The organism is Myxococcus sp. CA040A (assembly GCF_013336725.1).
In the GTDB taxonomy this organism is placed as follows: domain Bacteria; phylum Myxococcota; class Myxococcia; order Myxococcales; family Myxococcaceae; genus Myxococcus; species Myxococcus llanfairpwllgwyngyllgogerychwyrndrobwllllantysiliogogogochensis.
The window spans coordinates 106912-125247 of sequence record NZ_JABUMR010000013.1 but is presented as its reverse complement, the minus strand read 5'-3'; the positions used below and the strand labels follow the sequence as shown (position 1 = coordinate 125247).

At 68.0% G+C, this 18336-nt stretch carries 13 protein-coding genes; 5 read left to right on the top strand and 8 right to left on the bottom strand.

Annotated elements, in window-relative coordinates; genetic code table 11:
- Nucleotides 1-14: 14 nt before the first annotated feature.
- Together HUA75_RS40860 and HUA75_RS40855 are read right to left on the bottom strand one after the other, a co-directional pair.
- Nucleotides 15-686, bottom strand: coding sequence for a hypothetical protein (locus HUA75_RS40860; RefSeq protein ID WP_174489522.1), 672 nt, complete (start codon nt 684-686; stop codon nt 15-17).
- Nucleotides 687-750: 64 nt separating this feature from the next.
- Nucleotides 751-1197 carry a hypothetical protein gene (locus tag HUA75_RS40855; RefSeq protein ID WP_141647235.1) on the bottom strand — a complete coding sequence of 149 codons (447 nt, stop codon included), beginning with the start codon at nt 1195-1197 and terminating at the stop codon, nt 751-753.
- A 360-nt stretch (nt 1198-1557) separates the two neighbouring features.
- On the opposite strand from HUA75_RS40855, the gene HUA75_RS40850 reads away from it, so the two are divergent.
- A complete protein-coding gene (locus HUA75_RS40850; protein WP_254628034.1) occupies nt 1558-4755 on the top strand; it encodes a serine/threonine-protein kinase in 3198 nt (1065 codons plus the stop codon).
- Here the strand turns inward: HUA75_RS40850 and HUA75_RS40845 are convergent.
- Entirely contained in the window at nt 4736-5926 is a 1191-nt protein-coding gene (locus HUA75_RS40845; protein WP_174489521.1) for an ADYC domain-containing protein, read from the bottom strand. The genes HUA75_RS40850 and HUA75_RS40845 overlap by 20 nt on opposite strands.
- A 338-nt stretch (nt 5927-6264) precedes the next feature.
- Here HUA75_RS40845 and HUA75_RS40840 point away from each other — a divergent pair, with 338 nt between their 5' ends.
- Entirely contained in the window at nt 6265-7650 is a 1386-nt protein-coding gene (locus HUA75_RS40840; RefSeq protein ID WP_174489520.1) for a sigma 54-interacting transcriptional regulator, read from the top strand.
- A 412-nt stretch (nt 7651-8062) separates the two neighbouring features.
- On the opposite strand, the gene HUA75_RS40835 is transcribed toward HUA75_RS40840, so the two are convergent.
- Both HUA75_RS40835 and HUA75_RS40830 read right to left on the bottom strand, forming a co-directional pair.
- Entirely contained in the window at nt 8063-8353 is a 291-nt protein-coding gene (locus HUA75_RS40835) for a hypothetical protein (RefSeq protein WP_141647239.1), read from the bottom strand.
- Nucleotides 8354-8791: 438 nt separating this feature from the next.
- Nucleotides 8792-8929: a hypothetical protein gene (locus HUA75_RS40830; protein WP_174489519.1), complete on the bottom strand. Its 138-nt coding sequence runs from the start codon at nt 8927-8929 to the stop codon at nt 8792-8794.
- 74 nt (nt 8930-9003) lie between these two features.
- Between HUA75_RS40830 and HUA75_RS40825 the strand changes: the two genes are divergently transcribed.
- Nucleotides 9004-9513 carry a hypothetical protein gene (locus tag HUA75_RS40825; protein ID WP_174489518.1) on the top strand — a complete coding sequence of 170 codons (510 nt, stop codon included), beginning with the start codon at nt 9004-9006 and terminating at the stop codon, nt 9511-9513.
- A gap of 64 nt (nt 9514-9577) precedes the next feature.
- Here the strand turns inward: HUA75_RS40825 and HUA75_RS40820 are convergent, their stop codons facing one another.
- Complete coding sequence (locus HUA75_RS40820; protein WP_174489517.1) at nt 9578-10822, bottom strand: polysaccharide deacetylase family protein; 1245 nt, start codon at nt 10820-10822, stop codon at nt 9578-9580.
- Between the two features lie 1215 nt (nt 10823-12037).
- Here HUA75_RS40820 and HUA75_RS40815 point away from each other — a divergent pair.
- Nucleotides 12038-12757, top strand: a complete 720-nt coding sequence (locus HUA75_RS40815; protein WP_371746309.1) for a response regulator transcription factor — start codon at nt 12038-12040, stop codon at nt 12755-12757.
- Between the two features lie 75 nt (nt 12758-12832).
- Here HUA75_RS40815 and HUA75_RS40810 read toward each other — a convergent pair whose 3' ends face one another.
- The gene (locus HUA75_RS40810; protein WP_141647242.1) at nt 12833-13453 is read right to left on the bottom strand and encodes a hypothetical protein; all 621 of its coding nucleotides are present in this window, start codon (nt 13451-13453) and stop codon (nt 12833-12835) included.
- 182 nt (nt 13454-13635) lie between these two features.
- A complete protein-coding gene (locus HUA75_RS40805; protein ID WP_174489515.1) occupies nt 13636-15393 on the bottom strand; it encodes a nitrous oxide reductase family maturation protein NosD in 1758 nt (585 codons plus the stop codon).
- A 617-nt stretch (nt 15394-16010) separates the two neighbouring features.
- Here HUA75_RS40805 and HUA75_RS40800 point away from each other — a divergent pair.
- Nucleotides 16011-18200 (top strand): NBR1-Ig-like domain-containing protein, encoded by a 2190-nt coding sequence (locus HUA75_RS40800; RefSeq protein ID WP_174489514.1) that lies wholly within the window; start codon nt 16011-16013, stop codon nt 18198-18200.
- Nucleotides 18201-18336: the final 136 nt, after the last annotated feature.

The window sequence follows — 18336 nt, the reverse complement described above, 5'->3', positions numbered from 1 at the left end:
GGTGGCTATCGAGGTCATCCTCCCCCCGGAGAGAACAGTCTCTCCATGGGAAGGTCCACGCCTTCTCGCGCCAGGTACGTGACGGTGACGATGTGGTCGTCGGTCGAGTCCGCGCCGCGCACCGTCACGAAGGCCGCGTTCCACACCTGTCGCTCCGGATCCATGAACGCCGTGCGCACGAAGGTGAGCGACTGCTCGCTGTCTCCATGTTCCGTCTCGATGCGGCACAGGCTGGCCCGGCACTCGACGGACCTGAGCTGCGAGGGGACTGGCAGCGCGGCCCTCACGCCGTCCTTCGCTTGCTGCTCCGCGCTCCGGGCCCAGGCGGTGTCAAAAGACTCGTCTCCGAAGTAGTCCTCGAGGCGCTGTCTCACCTGCTCCGTGGAGACGGGCGACGGGGTAGGCGTCACCACGGTCTCGGGTGTCGGGGATGCGAGCTCGGGTGTCGGGGCCGTGGGCTCGGGTGCCAGGGGGGAGGGGACGGCGACTTCGACGCGCGCCTCGCGGCGGAGGGTGGGCGGCGTGGGCTCGGAAGCGTGGGCCGGCTCCTGCCTCTCGGCGGTGAGAGGCTCCGTCGTGGAGGCGAGCCGAAGGAACTCGTCCCTGTCGTGTCGTTGCTGGACGAACAGCACGGTGGCGCACGCGCAGGCGAGGGCGCCTCCCGTCAAGAGTTGCCGGGGCTTCATGGTCATGACCTCGGTGGGTGGAGCCGCCGCTCCCCGGAAGCCGGGGAGCGGCGGCTCGATGGAACTATTGGTACCAGTTCACGCTGTTCACGCGTCCGCCCGGGCTGACATCGCACGCGAGGTTCAGCGTGCCCGTGCCGTAGGCGGGCACGAACACCGGGCCGAGAAAGATTTCCCGGTTGGTACCGAAGCCCGGGAGATAGCTGACGGGCACCGACCAGATGCTCGTCGCATCGCTGCTGAGCCCGAAGAACCGGCAGCCGACGTTGTTGGCGGTGGTCGCGCCGTAGGCGTTCACGAGGACCCGGTAGTTACCGGAGGCGTCGACCATGAGCGGGTAGAACAGGGTGACGTTCCTGGAGCAGTTGTTGGTCTGAGAGGTCCACGACTCGCCCATGCAAGCGCCGTCCGCGTGGAGCTGCGGCTTGCCGTGCCACCCGGCCACGGTGCGGGCGTTGGCGGTACCAGCGACGCTGGTGAGCATCAGCGCTGAAACAATGAGGGTTTTCATGTGATGGGTCATGGGTTCGGTTTCTGGGAGTGGGGATACTTCGAGGCGCGTGAGTATGTTTGCCGCGGCCGGCCCCTCGGCTCGGCGGCATGAACGTGGATGTGTGGAGTGGGAATCGCGGCCGGGATGGCCTCTCCATGCATCCGCGTCGACTGCATGTGATTGCAGCCCGCGTGCCGAGCCTGAGGACGCGCTCATCAGAGGCGTCTCCCTCTGAACTCACGTGACGATGGGCCTGGCGGGCACGATGCAGGCACAGCACCGGGCGGTGCCGGGCACACCTCTTCGCCGTGCCGGATTGACTGGGTCCGTGTGTCTGGGTCGACCGCCGTGGACTATCGTGACGGCATGGGGGAACGCATGGACGATGACCGGGAGGACGCTCCGGATGCGGCACGGCCCACCGTGGAGCTCAGCATCGCGCCCGGGGCGGGGACCGCCGGTCTCCACGGGGACTCCTCCGTGGGGCATTACACGTTGTTGGAGTTGCTCGGCCGCGGCGGCATGGGGGAGGTCCACAGGGCATGGGACCGGCGGCTGAGCCGCACCGTCGCGCTGAAGTTCGTCCGGGGCGATGACCCCGACCGGGTGATGCGCTTTCTGCAAGAGGCCCGGGCGCAGGCGCGAATCGACCATCCGAACGTGTGCGCGGTGTACGAGGTGGGCCACGCGGAGGGCCGCGACTACATCGCCATGCAGCTCATCGAGGGCCAGCGGCTCGACCAGGCCGCGGGAGGGCTGTCGCTCCCAGAGAAGATCCAGGTGATGCGAGAGGTCGCCTCCGCGATGCACGAGGCGCACAGGCTCGGCGTCATCCACCGCGACCTCAAGCCAGGGAACATACTGCTGCGGCGTCAGGAGGACGGGCGCTGCTTCCCGGTGGTGATGGACTTTGGCCTGGCGCACGAGTCCGGCCTCGAGCAGGGCCTCACGCGGTCAGGCGCGGTGATGGGAACCCCCGCGTACATGTCTCCGGAGCAGGCCCGAGGGGAGACGCGGGCCGTCGACCGGCGCTCGGACGTCTATGGCCTGGGTGCCACCCTCCACGAGCTGCTGACCGGCGCGCCCCCGTTCTCGGACAAGACGCTCCTTGGCACCCTCAACAAGGTGCTCCACGAGGATGCGCCGCCCCTGCGCGCGCTCGTGCCGCACCTGCCCGGCGACCTGGAGGTCATCGTCCTCAAGTGCCTGAGCAAGGACCCCGAGCAGCGCTACCCGTCAGCCCGCGCCCTGTCCGAGGACCTGGGGCGGTACATCGACGGAGAACCCATCCTCGGGCAGCGTCCGGGGCTGCTCTCTCGACTGTGGCGCCGCGCGCGCAAGCACCGGACCCTCGTGGCCGTCTCGGCCGTGTCGCTCTCGAGCATCCTCCTCCTCTCGGTCCTGGGCGTTACCTCCAGCCTGGAGGCGCGGCATGCCCGACTGCAATCGGAGGGGCGTGCGCGGATGGCCGAGCAGTTGGGCCAGCAGGTGAAGGATATCGAGTGGTTCCTGCGAATGGCATACACGCTTCCCCTGCATGACACCCGTCGAGAGCAGCAGCTCGTGCGCGAGCGCATGGCGCGCATCGCGGCATGGCGGCACACGCTGGGGGAACCAGGGGACGCGCTCGTCCAGTACGCGCTGGGGCGGGGCCATCTGGCGATGCACGAGCTGGAGCAGGCCCACGAAGCGCTGGTGCGCGCGAGGCGGATGGGGCTGGACTCGCCGGAGCTCCATTATGCGCTGGGCAGGGTCCTCGGCGAGCGCTACCACCAGGCGATGGAAGCCGCGCGGCGCGGCGGAGACGCGGCGTGGGTCGCGGAGCGGCAGCGCGCCATCGAAGAGCAGTACCTCCAACCCGCGCTCCAGTCCCTCGAGCGCAGCCGCGTGCTGGAGCTGGAGTCCCCCCGCTACCTGGAGGGACTGATTGCCTTCTACCGCCATGACTATGACGCGGCGGCGCGGGTCGCATCCCTCGCCGAGGCCCAGGCGCCATGGCTGTACGAGGTCCGGAAGCTGGCGGGAGACGTGGCGCATGCGCGAGCGATGGAGCAACTGGAGCGGGGCGAATACGACGCGGCGCGCTCGGGCCTCCGAGAGGCCCGCGGCCTCCACGAGCGCGCCGTGGAGCTGGGACGCAGCGATGCCCGGAGCTACGAGGCGCTGGCGGAGGTGGGGTTGCAGGAGGCGGAGCTCGACCGGCGCCAGGGGCAGTCTCCCCGAGCCTCGCTGGAGAAGGCGCTGGCCGCGGCGGAGCAGGGCATCCAGGCCGCGCCGTCTCGCGGGGCCGGCTACACCCGCAAGGCCTTCATCCTCATCAATCGTTACCGCGCCGCGAACCCGGGAGGCCAGGGGCTGGACCCGAAACGAATCCTCACCGACTGCCTCGCCACCGCGTCGCGCGCGGTGGAGCTGTCTCCCCAGGACATCCAGTCGCATGACATCCTCGGAGTCGGCCATTTTTTCCAAGGCCTCCAGGCGTCGTGGGAGGGAAGAGACCCCGAGCCTGCCTGGGGTGCGGCCATCTCCTGGTTGGGCAGGGCCCTCGCGCTCCAACCCCAATACCCGTGGGGACTCAACGACCTGGCGCTGGTGCATCGTTGGCGGGGCAATCGCCGGCGCGAGCGCGGAGAGGACCCGTCCGCTTCCTACGCCGAGGCGGAGCGCCTCCTGCGTCTGGCCGTGAGGTACGACCCGAAATACGTGTTTGCGTACTCGAACCTCGCTGAGCTGTACAACGCGATGGCGGCGCATGGCCTCGCGCGGGGGCTCGACCCGGAGCCAGAGGTGCGCAAGGCCATCGCGGCGGGCGAGGCCGCGCTCGCCATCAACGGCAACTTCCACTCCGCGCTGAACAAGCTGGGGCTCTCGGAGCTGCTTCGCGCGGAGTACCTCGTCGCCTCGGGGGCGGATGCGCGCGCTTGTTTGGAGCGGGGTTCCCGCTGGTTCGAGCGCTCCCTCGGCATCAACCCGACCTCCGGTCGGACCCACTTCCTCCTCGCGATGGGACACCTGTTCGCGGCGACCCAGGCCGTGGGAACGGACATCGACCCCGGTGCCTCGCTCCAGGCGGGCCGGCGCGCCCTGGTGGCCGCTTCGCGCGGGGATGCGAGCTGCGCCGACTGCCAGGTCCTGAGCGCGCGACTGTCGCTCGTGGAGGCAGACTGGGCACGACTGAACGGCCGACCCGGACTGCGACACCTCCAGCATGCGCGAGTCGAAGCCCGAAGGGCGGTGGAGATACAGCCCTACAACGAGTCCCACCAGGTGCTGGCGCGGGCCTGCTGGCGTCTGTCTCAAGTCGTGTCATCGAGCGAGGCCCCCGGCTTCATCTCCGAGGGCCTCGCGCAGGCGGACCTGGCGCTCGCGCTGGACCCGAAGCTGGCTTCGGCTCACGCCGTCCGTGGAGGGTTGCGGTTGCTCCAGGCGCGGCTGGCGCGCGGGGCGGATGCTCGCGCCGAGCACCTGCGTCAGGCCCGCGAGTCACTGTCGAGGGCCATCGAGCTCCAGCCACTGCTCCGGCGGGAATACGCGGACGCGCTCCGCGAAGCGGGCTTCAGTGCGGCGCGGGATTGACCGTCCCCGTGGCGAGCTTTCCCGTCGGTGTCCACGTGGGCGGCCTGGCACAAGACGGCACACCGTACAGTCCTTCGGGCAGGGGGATGCCGGGGACCCGGCGATTCTCCACGTTGAGGCAGACCGCGCCCAGGGGGCTCCAGAGCGCCTCCAGCGTTCGAAGCTCGGAGACCTGGTTGTTCGCGTCCCTCCCCAGGCCGTACGCGTCGCGCTTGACGAAGCGCGTGCCGTTCTCGGTGTAGCTCTTGAAGTCGCCTTGACCGACGAAGTACGCGGCGCGCTTCGCCTGCAGGCACGAGCCGAAGACATGGCTGCGAATCCTGTCGTCGCCGCCCGTGTCGGGGTCCCAGGGGGTGTATCCCCAATCGAGGCAGGTGACGATGGACCCGGACTCACAGCCGATGGTGGTCCACGCCGGGATGAAGTCGACGGCTGCATTCACGCTGTCGACGCGGAGCCCCGGCAGGAAGGCCGTGGCGTTCCTGCCGGCTGCGTCGCTGCCTCTCGAGTCGCAGTGATTGACCCAAGGACGCCCGGGTTCCCGGTAGAGGACGTCATACTTGCGGACCCGGCCGGACCCCTCGGGGCGGAGCCTCACGGATATCTCGAAGACGACCGCTCTTCTCTGGCCGCCGTCGATTCCCGGGAGTGTGGCCCGGAGCTTGAGCCGTTGGAGGTCCTCACCCTGGAGGTGAAACACCTGGGTGGCGGTGTCGATGCAGTCGCTGGACCAGGGACAATAGTTGACGGTGAGCTCCGTGCCCTTCGCTTCGATGCTGTGAATCCGCACGACCTCGTCGGGGCCAGGACTCTGGGGGTGTTGAAGCGCTCCGAGCAGGGTGTAGCCGACGACCCGGTTCTGGTGCGCGACGGGGTCTCGGCCCGTCAGCCGGACCGTGGGGCGAGGCGATGTGTCCGAGGCAGGGACGTTCTCGAAGGCTTCAGGGCAGAAACGCGACCGCGCATCCGCCGCGAAGCAGTAGGAGCCGCCCTCGATGACGAAGATGCCCAGTCCATTTGTATCCGGCGTGCAGTTGGGCTGCCCGGTGGGACATTCGAAAGGTCCGGAGCGCCGTGCCCCCTCTTCGAGGACACAGGTCTCCACGCCGCAGTCCTTGACCGGCAATCCTTCGTTGAGGTCGGGCTCTCCAGGCGGTGGCGTGGGTCTCACGCAGGACTTGCCCCCGGGGAACAATGTACAGCAACCGCTGACCCCGGGGGCCAGGAATAGTATCAACAGATACAGCAGCCTCGACCTTGCCCGCGAGTGGAACGCGGGGGGGCGGGGTCCTTGCTTCAGGGGCATGTTCATTCAATTCAAGCGTATGTCTTGTGTTCAGCGAAGGCCATGCCGGGCGACGGCGCGGACTTCGAATTCCTGAGACCTCCCTGTTCGACCTGGAAGTTCAGGGGCTTGCGAGGCATCAGTGGCTCGCGGAGGGGGACCGGGTGACACAAGCGGTGGCACCACCTGATGTGTGCCCGTGGCACGGGCATAGGATGACCGTCATGGAAACGGAACAGGAGCGGTCGACGCTGCGCGCGAGCAGGGGGGCCGCTGGCGCGGGCGCGGACGATGGGGCCCGCGTCCCGGGACTGATGCGACTCTTTGGTGGGGGAAAGGCCATGGCCGTGGCGGTGCGCTTGAAAGAGGGCGCACTGGAGTTGGGGCGAGGCGCCGCCGCGTTGGGAGAGGTCCAGGACGCGAAGATGTCGCGGCGCCATGCCCACGTCCGTTTCGATGGGCAGCGCTTCTGGGTGACGGACCTGGGGAGCCAGAACGGCACGTTCGTGGATGGAGCGGCCATTCCCAAAGAGACTGCCCAGGAAGCACGGCGCGTGGTGCGCATGGGAGACTCGCTTTTCGTTCCCAGCATGGACCTGCGACCGCTCGAGGCCCACGGTGTCGAAATCGTGGAGGACTTCGTGCGAGGGCCCGCGATGCGCGGCCTGCTCACGAGAGTTTCCCAGGCGGCCAGTTTCGGCCATTCCCTGCACATCCATGGAGAGAGCGGCACCGGCAAGGAAGGCGTGGCGCGCGCCTTCCACTCCCTCTCTCCCCGGCAAGGTGGCCCCTTCATCGCCGTCAACTGCGCGGCCATTCCCGAGAGCCTCGCGGAGCGACTGCTGTTCGGTGCTCGGCGGGGGGCGTACTCGGGGGCTGACGTGGACGCCCAGGGTTATCTCCAGTCCGCGGATGGCGGCACCCTTTTTCTCGACGAGGTCGTGGAGTTGGACCTGGCGGTCCAGGCCAAGCTCCTCCGCGTGCTCGAGAACCGGGAGGTGCTCGCGCTGGGCGCATCCAAGGCGCAGCGGATAGACCTGCACATCTGCTGCGCCAGCAACAAGGACCTGCGCGCACAGGTGGCGAGCGGACGATTGCGCGAGGACCTGTATTTCCGCATCGGACGACCGGACCTCACCTTGCCGCCGCTGCGCCAGCGCCCCGAGGAGATTCCCCTGCTGCTCGAGCGGGAACTCCAGCACAAGTCGCCCGGGCGGGGCCTGCACGTCTCGCTGGTCGAGGAGTGCCTGCGCAGGCCCTGGCCCGGCAACGTCCGAGAGCTGATGAACGAGCTGTGCGTCGCCGTACAGGCCTCGCAGGTGCATGGCTCATCTCGGGTAGAGGTCTGTCATCTCAGCCCGGGCGCCGGAGCGGGCTTCGGGCCGGCCTTGTCGCAGCCCGCCGAAGCTCCGCGAGCGCCGCCCCGGAAAGCGCCCTCGAAGGCGAAGCCCCTGCCCGCCGACGAGCGCACCCGCATCGAACAGGCCCTGCGCCAGAACGGCGGCAACGTGACCGCCGCGGCGCGAGCGCTCGACATACACCGCACGCAGCTCCGGAGGTTGCTCGAGCGCCATGGGCTCGCCCTCCCCGACTCGGACGAGCCGGAGTGACGTCGGGGGACGCTCCCTGCCCGGTGCGGCGTGGAAAAGGGGCTCGCCGGTCGCGCTGCCGCACCGCGCTCTCCCAGGCCTCCGGGCCTCGGGACCTGGACTCGCGCCGCGTCATCTCGCGCGCGGGGGTGCAGGGTGAATTTCCTTGCATCGGGAGGATGAGCGGGCTTGCGTGTGGATGTGATTGCCCCATCAATGGCAGCCGTGGGTTGATGGGGCCCCGCTCAAATACCGTCCTCGTCAACACGGGCGCGAGGAGAGCATCAGGCTCCCTGGGCGACGCTCGAAACAGCGCGGACACCATGCTACTGGCGCGGACCTCCGCTCCGCCGGACGCGCACTGCGATGTGGGGCCCCCATCCAAGGCGCCCTCGGATCATGCACTCGGCGCGCCTCCCACGGAGCCGTCCCCTCAGCACTTCGCGGCCGTCCAGGAAGGACAGCGGCTCATCGACGCCGCGCTCCACGTCCGGCGCTGGACGAGCGTGGACAGGGACGGCATCTGGGAGCCCATCACCCGGCTTTTCTCGGGGTGGAGGGTGGAGAGCAGGCGCGACGCCTCACCCTCCGAGACGACCACCCTGTCCATGAGCGAGCTGGGGGAGACCTTGCGCGCCCGGAGCAAGGCCTTGATGTAGAGGTTGCCGGTGTCCCCGGAGACGACGCCCAGGTAGGACAGCGACTGGAGCGACATCAACGCCATCGGCTCGGCCGTGACGAATCCTCCTACCGCAGCGGGCTTGAACGACCCGCGTGACGTCAACGGCAATGGAGTCATCGACTGGGACGACCCCACCAAGGCCTCCGCTAACGGCGGACGGGTGGGCCCGAGTCCCTGGTAGTCGCGGTGATCGCCAAGGGGGATGTCGCGTGAGCGGGTTCCCTCCGATGCGCTTCAACTCCTGCACCGCGGGGGGGAGGCTCGGAGAAGGGGTGGACGAGTACGTGGTGCTCTCGCAGCGGCGCTTCCCCGCCGCGCAGGAGGCAGGCCGCTTCCTGGAGGGGAGTGTTCCTGTCACCCTCCAGGGTGGGCTCGTTTTCGCCAGGGATGGCCGGACACCCTGGTGGAGGGGCTGCGCGAGTTGCCCAAGGTCTTCAAGAAGGACGGTGTGGTGTACGCGGGAGCGGCCAGTGGCTTCCGCTACGGCGCGGGCAGCATGGTGATGGCCACCCTGGGCTTCGTGGAGATGCATGGCCTGAAGCCCATCGTCCGACGGGTGAACTGGGGTGTGTCCGGATGTGCCCCGACGGTGATGGGCCTGAGGCTCGTGCTGGCCATCCGCCGGCTGCTCCCGCGCGCACGCGAGCGGCCTGGGCCAGACATGGCGGAAATGATTGGGATAGGCTGGGGCGATGGCCGTTCCCGCCCACTATCACGCCCGTGCTGCGTTGGAAGCGGACCTGCATGTTCAAGTCGAGGTCGACCGTGTCGTGCTGCCGTCTCCCACGCCGGGCGAGGCGGTGGTGGAAGGGCGGGTCGCGCGGGTGTTCCGTGGCGACCCCGCCTTGCTCTCCTCGCGCATCAGCTTCGAGGTGAGTTGCCTCAGGGACGGGGACCTGGTGCCGCCGAGCGGGATCGACTGGAAGCATGCCGATACCCTGGCGGAGGCGACCGCCATCGAGGTGTATCTCAACAGGTGGGAGGGCGGTTACGCGGTGGCTTTCAGTCAATCCTATCTGCTCGATGCCGTGACGGATGCGCCGCGATATCCCTTCACCGAGGAGGACGCGCGGGAGCCGGCCGTGCCTCCCATGAGCTGGACGGAGCGCCTGGAGTTGGTGGCTCTCGTTGGGGGGATGATCCTGTTTCTGGGCGGGGGGCTTGCCGGGTTCGTCTACGCCTTCCGGGCCTTGCTCCAGTAAACGCTGCCCCTCGTCCACACGCCCGGCGCTGTCTGACGCGATGCCGCTCCCTGTCCGTGGGGGCTCATGGGGACGCGCTCGCCTCCACGTCCGAGAGCGCGAAGTCATCCATGGTGAGCGTGCCGACCCGGTCGATGGACAACCCGACGCTGAGGGCCCGGGCCTCGGAAGGGGCGGGCGGTGTCATCCACTCGGCGAAGGTGTAGCTGGTGCGCGCGGGCAGCAGGGGACCCTGGGCCCAGTATTCCCACGCGCCCGCGTTGGTCCGGTAGTACGCCTTGAACCTGACCGACGTCGTGGCCTTGTACCAGGCGGAGATGCGGTAGTGATGCCCCGTCGTCGGAGTGGGCGTGCACGTGTTGTCGTCCTGCCGGGTGATGAGCTTGCGGTCGCCGCTGGAGATGGCGGTGATGCGCACCTGCTGGGCCCAGCTCCCCCCATGCGCGTCCGAGGTCCGCGTCCATGTGAATGTGTTGGAGCCGAAGCCGCCGCGCTGCCAGCAGTCCGGTGTCCCGTCCCCGTTGAGGTCCGTTTCGAGCGATGGGTTCCGCAAGAGCTGCGTGGGCGGCCAGCTCACGGGCGGCTTCAGCACGCCGCCGATGACCGCGTCCATGGTGGCCACGGTGGTGCCCCGCGAGACGCGAGGGGCCAGCCAGTCCAGGAATGACGTCAGGAGGGTGGGCGAGATGGAGTAGGTCTGCGGTGGATTGCACGGCCCGCAGATGTGGTGGAAGACGATGGGCACCCAGCCGCCCCCCGACTCCTCCGCGCGCAGGACGTAGTTCTTCAGGTCCGTGAGCGTGGTGGTGGCTTGCACGGAGCCGTGGGTCCGGATGGCGTAGGGGTCCGCGGGTGGCACGGGCTCGGCGGCCGGGCTGCTGCCGCTCGAGGAGGTGCGCAGTCCGCCGCTTTCCCGTGCGGAGTTGTAATTGCAATCCATGACAATCTGTCGCGTGGTCGAGTCCTTGTCGCCGAAGGGGTAGGCGAACGAAGTGACGCGGAAGCCGGCGTTCAACAGGGCCACCCGGTCGTTGCAGATTTCCCGGCGCTGTTCATCGGCCGAAAGCTCGGTGAGGTGTGGGTGCGTCAGCGTGTGCCCGCCAATCTCGTGCCCGGCGTCCCGGAGTGCCTGCACCTGGGCGAGCGTAAGACGGCCGGACAGTCCCATCCGGGTGCTGTGGACGTAGAAGGTGCCACGCATTCCACGGGCCTCCATGAGGGCGGCCCCCGTGGTCTGGGTTGCCAGGCAGTCATCGAAGTTCAGCGAGACGATGACCTGACCGGGCAGAAGGGCTCGGGTTGTGCCCATGGTTTCCATGACGGGTGCTGCTCCCGTGCGCGCGGAGGCGAGGATGGACATCCGCACCGTGCGCGCACGAGTCTTCGGCGCGAAGGCCCCCTGAAACCATGTGCACGGCCGTTGCCTCACGTGGGCCTGGTGGCCCGGGGGCCGAGGGAGGAGCGGCGTGCCGTGCTCTTATGGTGACAGTCCGGCTCGCCGAGCCTCTGGCGGGGCGTTGGGGGAGAGCTCGGCGGAGGCTCCAGCGGGCTGCGCCTCAATTCAGGGGAATCGGGCAGGTCGTCTTCGTCAAGCCAATCGCGACCAGGGTCCTGTTGTCAGGCATTCCGTAGATGGCGCCGTCGTTGGCACCGAGGATGGGGAAAGACAGGAGAGCGTTTCCCCATTGGTGGTTGTGTTGCAATCGAAGTCAGCCTGCTGCCCTGCGCGTGTTGCGAATCCATGTGCTTGTGTTGCTCAGGGCGCCAGGTCGGTTCCCGGGCGTGCGAGATAGGCTACCGCCTCCACTGCTCCAAGCTGGCCTGGAGGGCTCTTGAGCGCGGCCATGAAGGGGGCCTTCCCACGCGTTCGTGTCAGGGATGAGCCCCTCGCGAATGAAGTGCTGAAAGGTGTCCAGGCTGGGATGGGACATCTCGAGCCGGCACATGGAACCGCGGCACTCCATGGACACGAATCGCGCCCCGTGGGGAAGTCGCTCCGCGCGCCGCGTGGCCTCCTGACTCCAGGCCAGGTCCACCCTCTCGTTGAAGAATCGGGAATCCAGTCGTGAGACCGCCTCTGCTGGAGTCATCTCCTGGGGACGGACTGCCGCGCTCTCCGAGTGTGTGTCTGTCTCGGACGGACTGGCGGCTTCGGACTCTCGAACCGGAGCGGTGGGGGCAGCCCACGTTGTTCGAGGACGTGGCGCCATGGGCGGAGACGTGCACCGTCTTGTTGCCGGCGCTGCTCAATGGCAGGGGAATGTTGTAGCCCTTTCGGCTCGTGCAGCCATTCGCTTGAGCTGACTTTTCATGCGCCTTCCTCCTGCAGTGGGGTTGTGAGGTTCAGCGGGCCCATCCTGATTTAAAGTGGAAAATCTCGTAATTCGCTAAAATAAGGGATGCCCCCATGGGGCGCGATTCGGGAGGTCCGATGGTCGATGGCAACCTTCGAAGTTCTCAGGTTCGTGCACTGGTTCGTCTGGTCAATGAGGCGCGTGAGCTGACAGAGGGGCGGCAGACACGTGTGCGGCATCTGCTCTCTGGCGTGTTCCGCATCCTGGGGGCGGAGGCGGGGGCCTTCGTCCTGGAGCGCGACTTCAGGCCGGGAGGGCACGGAGGCTTCACTGCCATCGTCCTGGAAGGGTGGGAAGGCAGCGCGCTGCCCGCGCTCGAGGCGCTCCAGCGGATGGGGAGCGACAGCAATCCGGCCATCCGCTCATTGATGGAGCGTCCTTCGAATCCGGGCGCCGTCATCACCGCGATGAGGCAGGAACTCGTCGGGGACAGGACCTGGTACGACGCGCCCTACGTCGAGCACTTCCTCTACCCGTCAGGCCTCGATGACTCGGTGTATTCGAGTCGGTGGTCCAGGCTCCCCGGCGTGGTGCAGTGCATCGGGGTCTACCGTGGGCGAGGCAGGCACCCCTTCGATGCCGCGGACCGCGAGCTGCTCCACCTGTTCCACACGGAGTGGGGGACCCTCCTCGGCGCACCAGGAATCACGGGGGATGGGGCCTACGGCATCAGGCTCTCTCGGCGAGAACGCCAGACGCTGGAGCTGCTCCTGGCCGGGCTTGGTGACAAGCAAATCGCGGCCCAGCTCGGTATCAGCCGCTTCACCGTGAATCAGTACACGAAATCCATCTACCGGCGCTTCGAGGTCAATTCACGGGTGGCGCTCATCGTGAGGTTGCTCGGTGGCGAGGTGCGGGACACGCCGGAGGCGCGCGGCGACCGCTGTTGATTGTATGGATGTGTCTGGTCTCGCCGAGGGCCACGGGACGATGGTCCGTGGCCCCTCGCTGGGCCTCCGGGGTGCTCAGCCTCCCTCGGAGGTTCCTCCACCGTTGGTGCAGGTGTAGCAACTCGGCTCGATGCCACACCAGCCCGTGCCGCGCGTGCTGGAGCAGGAGGGGCCGCACGCGTAGCAGCTCGGCTCCGTGCCGCACCAGTTCTGGCCCCGCGTGGATTCACAGGACAGGGGGCACAGGTAGCAGTTGGGCTCGCCGCCGCACCACTCAGGGCCTCGGTTGACGGAGCAGTGGACCGGGCACGAGTAGCAGTTGGGCTCGGTCCCGCACCAGCCACCGCCGCGCGTGGTCGAGCACACCTTGGTGTTGTGGGGGATGGGCGACGTCGTCGGGAGCTTGCTGCAGAATGGCTCGAAGCCGACATAGCCCGAGCCGCGCGTGTAGTAGCAGGACACGCCCCATGCAGGCTGACAGCCCCAGGTGGCGTCCCACTCCTGGCCGGCCGGACAGTTGTGGACGCTGTAGCTCGCTTCGCCCATGGCGGAGCCCTCGAAGAACTCGTCCTGCTGCGTCCAGGACTCCGAGCTTTCCGCCTCCAGCCCCATGCAGGCAGCCGTGAGCGCGCCCAGCGTGAGCGCGAGACACGTGGTGAGGATGTGCCGCCAGGGATGACTGGAGATGGATTTCATGCGCGGAACTCCCGGAGAGTGGGCTCAGTCTCTCTGGGAGTGCGCCTGGATGACAAGAGGGAATCCGACGCTCAAGCGCAATCCTGTTGCGACATGGCACTTTGGGCGGTCCTCAAGGGAAAGCCCCCATGGCGGTGTGCCACGGGGGCTTCGTTGCTCCGACAGAGGAACGCTGAAATGCCTCACTGCTGGCTGGAGGCCTTGTCCACGCCGGACAAACTCTTCCAGTCGTTGATGCTCTTCGTCTCCTTCCCTTCGGACTTGAAGTTGCCGTTGGGCGCGTAGCGGTTGTTGTCCATCCGCAGCCCCGGGCGCTTGTTGCCGAGGCGCACGAGGTTCGCCGTGCGGACGGTATTTCCCTGCACCAGCACGTCCTTGCTGGGGGCTCCGTTGTTGGACCCCAGCCCGAGCATCATTCCGTACCCGGCCGTGCCCTCGACGGTGTTGCCTTCAATCTGGACGCCCTGGGCGTTCTCCACGCGGATGCCCGTGCCATCACTGCCTCCGGCCTTGGAGATGCCGTTGATGCGATTGCCACGAACGACGATGTTCTTCGGGTCAGGCCCCTCCTTCACGCCGCCGACCGAGATGCCCCGGCCCGCGTCGGAGATGCCGTTCTTCTCGACGCGCACGTTGCTGGCCGAGTAGTGGACGACGACCGCCTCGCCCGCGGAGGAGCGGGACTTGCGGAAGCCGTGCATCCGGTTGCCGACCACCGTGACGTTGCGGCACGTCTTGATGTCGACCGCGTTCTCGCGGGTGTGGTGGAGGTGGTTGTTCTCGATGCGCACCCCGTCGGCGGGCGCCTGATTGCGGTTGTCCGGTTTGAGGCACTGCACTCCATCCGCCGAGGTGTCATGGATGTCATTCCCGCGAATGGTGATGTTCCGCGACGTGGCCTGCACCACCACTCCGTGCGAGTCACCCCCGCCCGCCTTGCGGAAGTCGTGGATGTGATTGCCCTCGATGAGCACTCCCCGCGCCCCCAGGGCGGTGCTGACGGCGGCGCCCAGCGCGCCACCGTGCAGTGTCGAGCGAAGCAACGCGGAGCCTTGAGTGTCCCGCTCGAACGCGACCGCGAAGCGCTTCTGCTTGCGCACGTCCACGTCGAAGCCTTCGACGCGCCAGTAGGGGCGCCGCACCTGGACGAGTGTGCCGCGCTCGCCGCCAGGGACGATGCGCACGCGGCCCTCTCCCACCAGGCGGATGGGAGCGCCGGGCTGGCCTCCGCGCACGGGGCCGTCGATGACGATGTTCCCTGGGTACTCGCCTGCCTGCACCCGGATGACATCCCCGGGACCGACTGCGGTCAGCGCGCGACGGATGGTGCGGAATGGCGCCTGCTTCGAGCCCGCCTGTTTGTCGTTACCGGCCTTGCTGACGTGCCATTCCTTCCGTGGCCCCCCTGCGGCCGTCATGGCCGAACTCGTCGAGGCCATGGCGGTTGGCGCACTCGCCGCCACCGTCGGCTGGGCGGGAGCGGGAATGGGTGTCGCCGGCCGCGGCGCCTGGGATGAGGTGGTGGTAGGCGATTGAGGCACCTGGGTCGGTGGTCCTTCCTTCACGAAGGCCTGAGGGGACTCGACGGGCATCGTCGCTTCCGGCGCCACGGGCTCGGGCGACACCTGGACCGCCTGACTCGGCGCGGGCTCGGGAGGAATCGCCGGAGCGTCCATCTCCCCCACGACCTCTCCTGCCGCAGGGGCGACTGGCTCCGACCCACTTCCACCCATCGCCTCTCCCGAATCATCTGGAATGGCGGGCTGCGCCTCCTGGGGGACTACGGGAGCGGTCTGCTCGCCCATCACCGGGCCCGAATCGTTCGGGATGGTGGGCTGTGCTTCCTGCGGGACGACGGGAGCGGTCTGCTCTCCCATCACCGCGCCCGGATCATCGGGAATGGCGGGCTGCGTTTCCTGCGGCACGGCCTGCGCGTCCATGCCACTGCCTCCCACGGCTTCCTGCCCTGAATCGATGGGACTCGGGAGCGACTCGGCTTCGGGCGGAGCCGCCGGGACTGTCTCGGCACCACCGCCTTCCGCTACCGGGGGCTCACTGGCGACGGGTGCTTCGGGCATCGGGGCCGCCTGCTCTATGGGCGGTGGGGCTTCCGCCTGTGGCTCTACCGGCTGTGCCTGCTGCACGGGCGGTGGTGCTTCAGCCTGTGGCTTCACCGGCTGCGCTTGCTCCACGGGCGGTGGCGCTTCCGCCTGTGGCTGCTGCTCCTGGGCAAAGGCCCCATACCCGCAGAGCCCCGCTGTGAGGGCCACGAGTCCGCCAATACGTCTGAACGCACCAAACATTGCTTTCCCCCCTGAGTGGCATTGGAAACTTCTGGAGCCTCTCGATGAGGGGAGTCCGCTCCGGAGGAGATGTGAGCGAGTGGGGACCGGCCATTCACCCGCCACCCGCCAGGCAGCTCGGATCAGGTGCGTGGCAAGGAGCCTGGGACGACGTCGGACACGGACCCCGGGCCGAACTGGCCGGTTCACATCAACCAGGTTGATGCCTGCTTGCGTAATGCCGCGTGGACATCGGTGTCTCCGAGGCCACAGCCATGCATCACCCACCATCCCGTTCCACCGTCCCGCACTCACGCCACACCTTCCGGTGGCTCACCGCCTCGCGGCTCGCGGGCGTCAGCCTGCTCCTCGCGAGCCTGGGCTCCGCCTCCGCGGCGTCTCCCCACTCCGAGCGCGGCGGGCTCCACACCACGCCCCTGGCCGACCAACCCTCCACGACGTCCGCATCGCTCGACCCGCGCCGCTCGCTCGCCATCACCGACTTCGCGACCGTCTCCACCATCACCCTCCGGATGGTGATGAACCAACTGGTCCAACAGGCCGGGAGCACGGGCTTCACCGCCGAGCAGCTCTACCGCCAGCTCTGGGACACCCAGAATCCCGCGCCGGGTGAAGCCGACCTCCCAGGCGGAGCGCACTGCAGCGACAACATCTTCACGCTCAATGGGGCGCCCTATCACTGCCGTCAGTCCGAGGGGAGGGAGGCGGTCCTCGGCAACGGGTCCGTCCTGGACCGCTACAACCTCATTGGCCTCTTCAACCGCTTCGACCTGGCCCCTCCCGACGGCGCCAACTGCGGCCAATACCGCATGGTCTTCGCCCACCCGCCCCCCGACCGCAACCTGGTCATCTTCGAGGCCGTCCTTCCCAACCCCCGCCGCGAGCTGGGTCTGGAGGGCTGCCGTCCCATCGCCCAGACCTGGGCGAGCTTCTCCACCCTCACGGACCCCGTCGCCCGCCGCGCCCGCGTGAAGTCCTTCTTCCTGGAGGCCAGCAGCCCCGGCCATGTCCCCGTCGTCCACGCCAATCACTACGGCAACAACCCCCTGGGCGAGGGACAGGTTCGCACCAACCAGTTCATCCAGCAGGGGCCGCCGGCCCCGTGGATGCTCCACGAGTTCAAGCTCAAGCGGCAGTGTGGCCCCACCGGCTGCACCCTGCGCTTCGTGCCCGTCACCGTGAAAGCCAACCCGCGCGGCGACTTCTTCAACATCTTCAACACGGAGCCGCTCGCGGTGAGCTTCCGCGAGTACTTCATCACCCAGGTGGCGAGCCTCGCGGTCGATGACATCAACCGCTTCAACTATGAGGTTCCCGATATCTACAACGACGCCGAGAGCGACTCGGAGTCGTTCAACGCCTCGGACAACTACCTCAACGAGTTCCTCTTCGCTCCTCCCGAAAACCGCTTCGCCACCGCCATCGCCGCGGAGCTCCAGCGCATCGGTAGCCCGCTGAGTCCCGAGCAAGTCGTCTCGCGCGCCCAGGCTCTGTCCTGTGCCGGCTGCCACAACCGCAGCAGCTTCGCGGACCTGGGAGGCGCCATCGGCACCTTCCCTCCCATCCAAACGTCCTTCGTCCACACCAACGAAGTTCCGGACCCGACCGCGCCACCCGACGAGCCGCGCTTCCTCCTCTCCAATCTGCTGACGGGAACCTTCCTCCCTTTCCGCCAACAGATTCTGGGCGGCTTCCTGGACACCCCCGCCCTCGGCGCCCTCCAGCGCGACTCCAACGGAAGGATTCCCACCGTGGTCGCCGGGCAGCCCTTCAACGCCTCCGTCTCCGTCACCAACACCGGCACCACGCTCTGGAGCGCGGCCAATGGCACGCACGGCGTCTCGCTCGACGGGGCGCAGAGCCTGGTGCTCGCTCCGGGTGACGCCATCCTCCTGGGCCAGCACAAGACGTTCACCGTCACGCCCACCGCGCCCCTGACGCCAGGAGCCTTTACCTACCGGTGGAGGATGCAGCGAAACGGCGCGGCGTTCGGCCCCGAGCTGACCCTCTCCGTCAACGTGAAGTCCCCCTCGTTCGCCTCGGAGCTCGTGGAGCAGACCCTGGTTCCCGCCACCATGGCCCCAGGGGAGAGCTTCCAGTTCTCCGTCCGGATGAAGAACTGGGGCACCAAGAGCTGGAGCGCCCAGACGCCCGTCGAGCTCGGCTCCCAGAACCCGGTGGACAACCTGGTCTGGGGAGTGGCCCGAGTCCCGCTGCTGCCCTACGAAGTCGTGGACCCTGGCGAGGACACCACCTTCCTCTTCACCGCCGTCGCCCCCCCGCTGACGGGGACCTACCTGTTCGAGTGGAGACTCATGCAGGGCAATCAACCTTTCGGGCAGAGCACGCTCCCGCTCACCATCAGCGTCATGCCGCCGCTCTCGTGCGATAGCTGCACCTTCGGATACGACTGCCCCCACTCCTGCCCGCCGCCCATCGAGTAGCCCACGGCGCGTCCAAGGTCTCGGAGGGTGGGGGCTCGCGTCACGAAGCGCCAGGGGCCCGCCCTCGAACGTGCGTTGTTCGAGGGCGGGCCCGGCCGAACATCCGAGAGTTCAAGTCACCACTTGATTCCAGACA

Coding starts and splice junctions, on each gene's coding strand:
- HUA75_RS40860 (WP_174489522.1), bottom strand. CDS start 686: ATGAAGCCCCGGCAACTCTTGACGGGAGGCGCCCTCGCCTGCGCGTGC.
- HUA75_RS40855 (WP_141647235.1), bottom strand. CDS start 1,197: ATGAAAACCCTCATTGTTTCAGCGCTGATGCTCACCAGCGTCGCTGGT.
- HUA75_RS40850 (WP_254628034.1), top strand. CDS start 1,558: ATGGACGATGACCGGGAGGACGCTCCGGATGCGGCACGGCCCACCGTG.
- HUA75_RS40840 (WP_174489520.1), top strand. CDS start 6,265: ATGGAAACGGAACAGGAGCGGTCGACGCTGCGCGCGAGCAGGGGGGCC.
- HUA75_RS40835 (WP_141647239.1), bottom strand. CDS start 8,353: ATGGCGTTGATGTCGCTCCAGTCGCTGTCCTACCTGGGCGTCGTCTCC.
- HUA75_RS40830 (WP_174489519.1), bottom strand. CDS start 8,929: ATGGCCAGCACGAGCCTCAGGCCCATCACCGTCGGGGCACATCCGGAC.
- HUA75_RS40825 (WP_174489518.1), top strand. CDS start 9,004: ATGGCCGTTCCCGCCCACTATCACGCCCGTGCTGCGTTGGAAGCGGAC.
- HUA75_RS40820 (WP_174489517.1), bottom strand. CDS start 10,822: ATGGGCACAACCCGAGCCCTTCTGCCCGGTCAGGTCATCGTCTCGCTG.
- HUA75_RS40810 (WP_141647242.1), bottom strand. CDS start 13,453: ATGAAATCCATCTCCAGTCATCCCTGGCGGCACATCCTCACCACGTGT.
- HUA75_RS40805 (WP_174489515.1), bottom strand. CDS start 15,393: ATGGACGCGCAGGCCGTGCCGCAGGAAACGCAGCCCGCCATTCCCGAT.
- HUA75_RS40800 (WP_174489514.1), top strand. CDS start 16,011: ATGCATCACCCACCATCCCGTTCCACCGTCCCGCACTCACGCCACACC.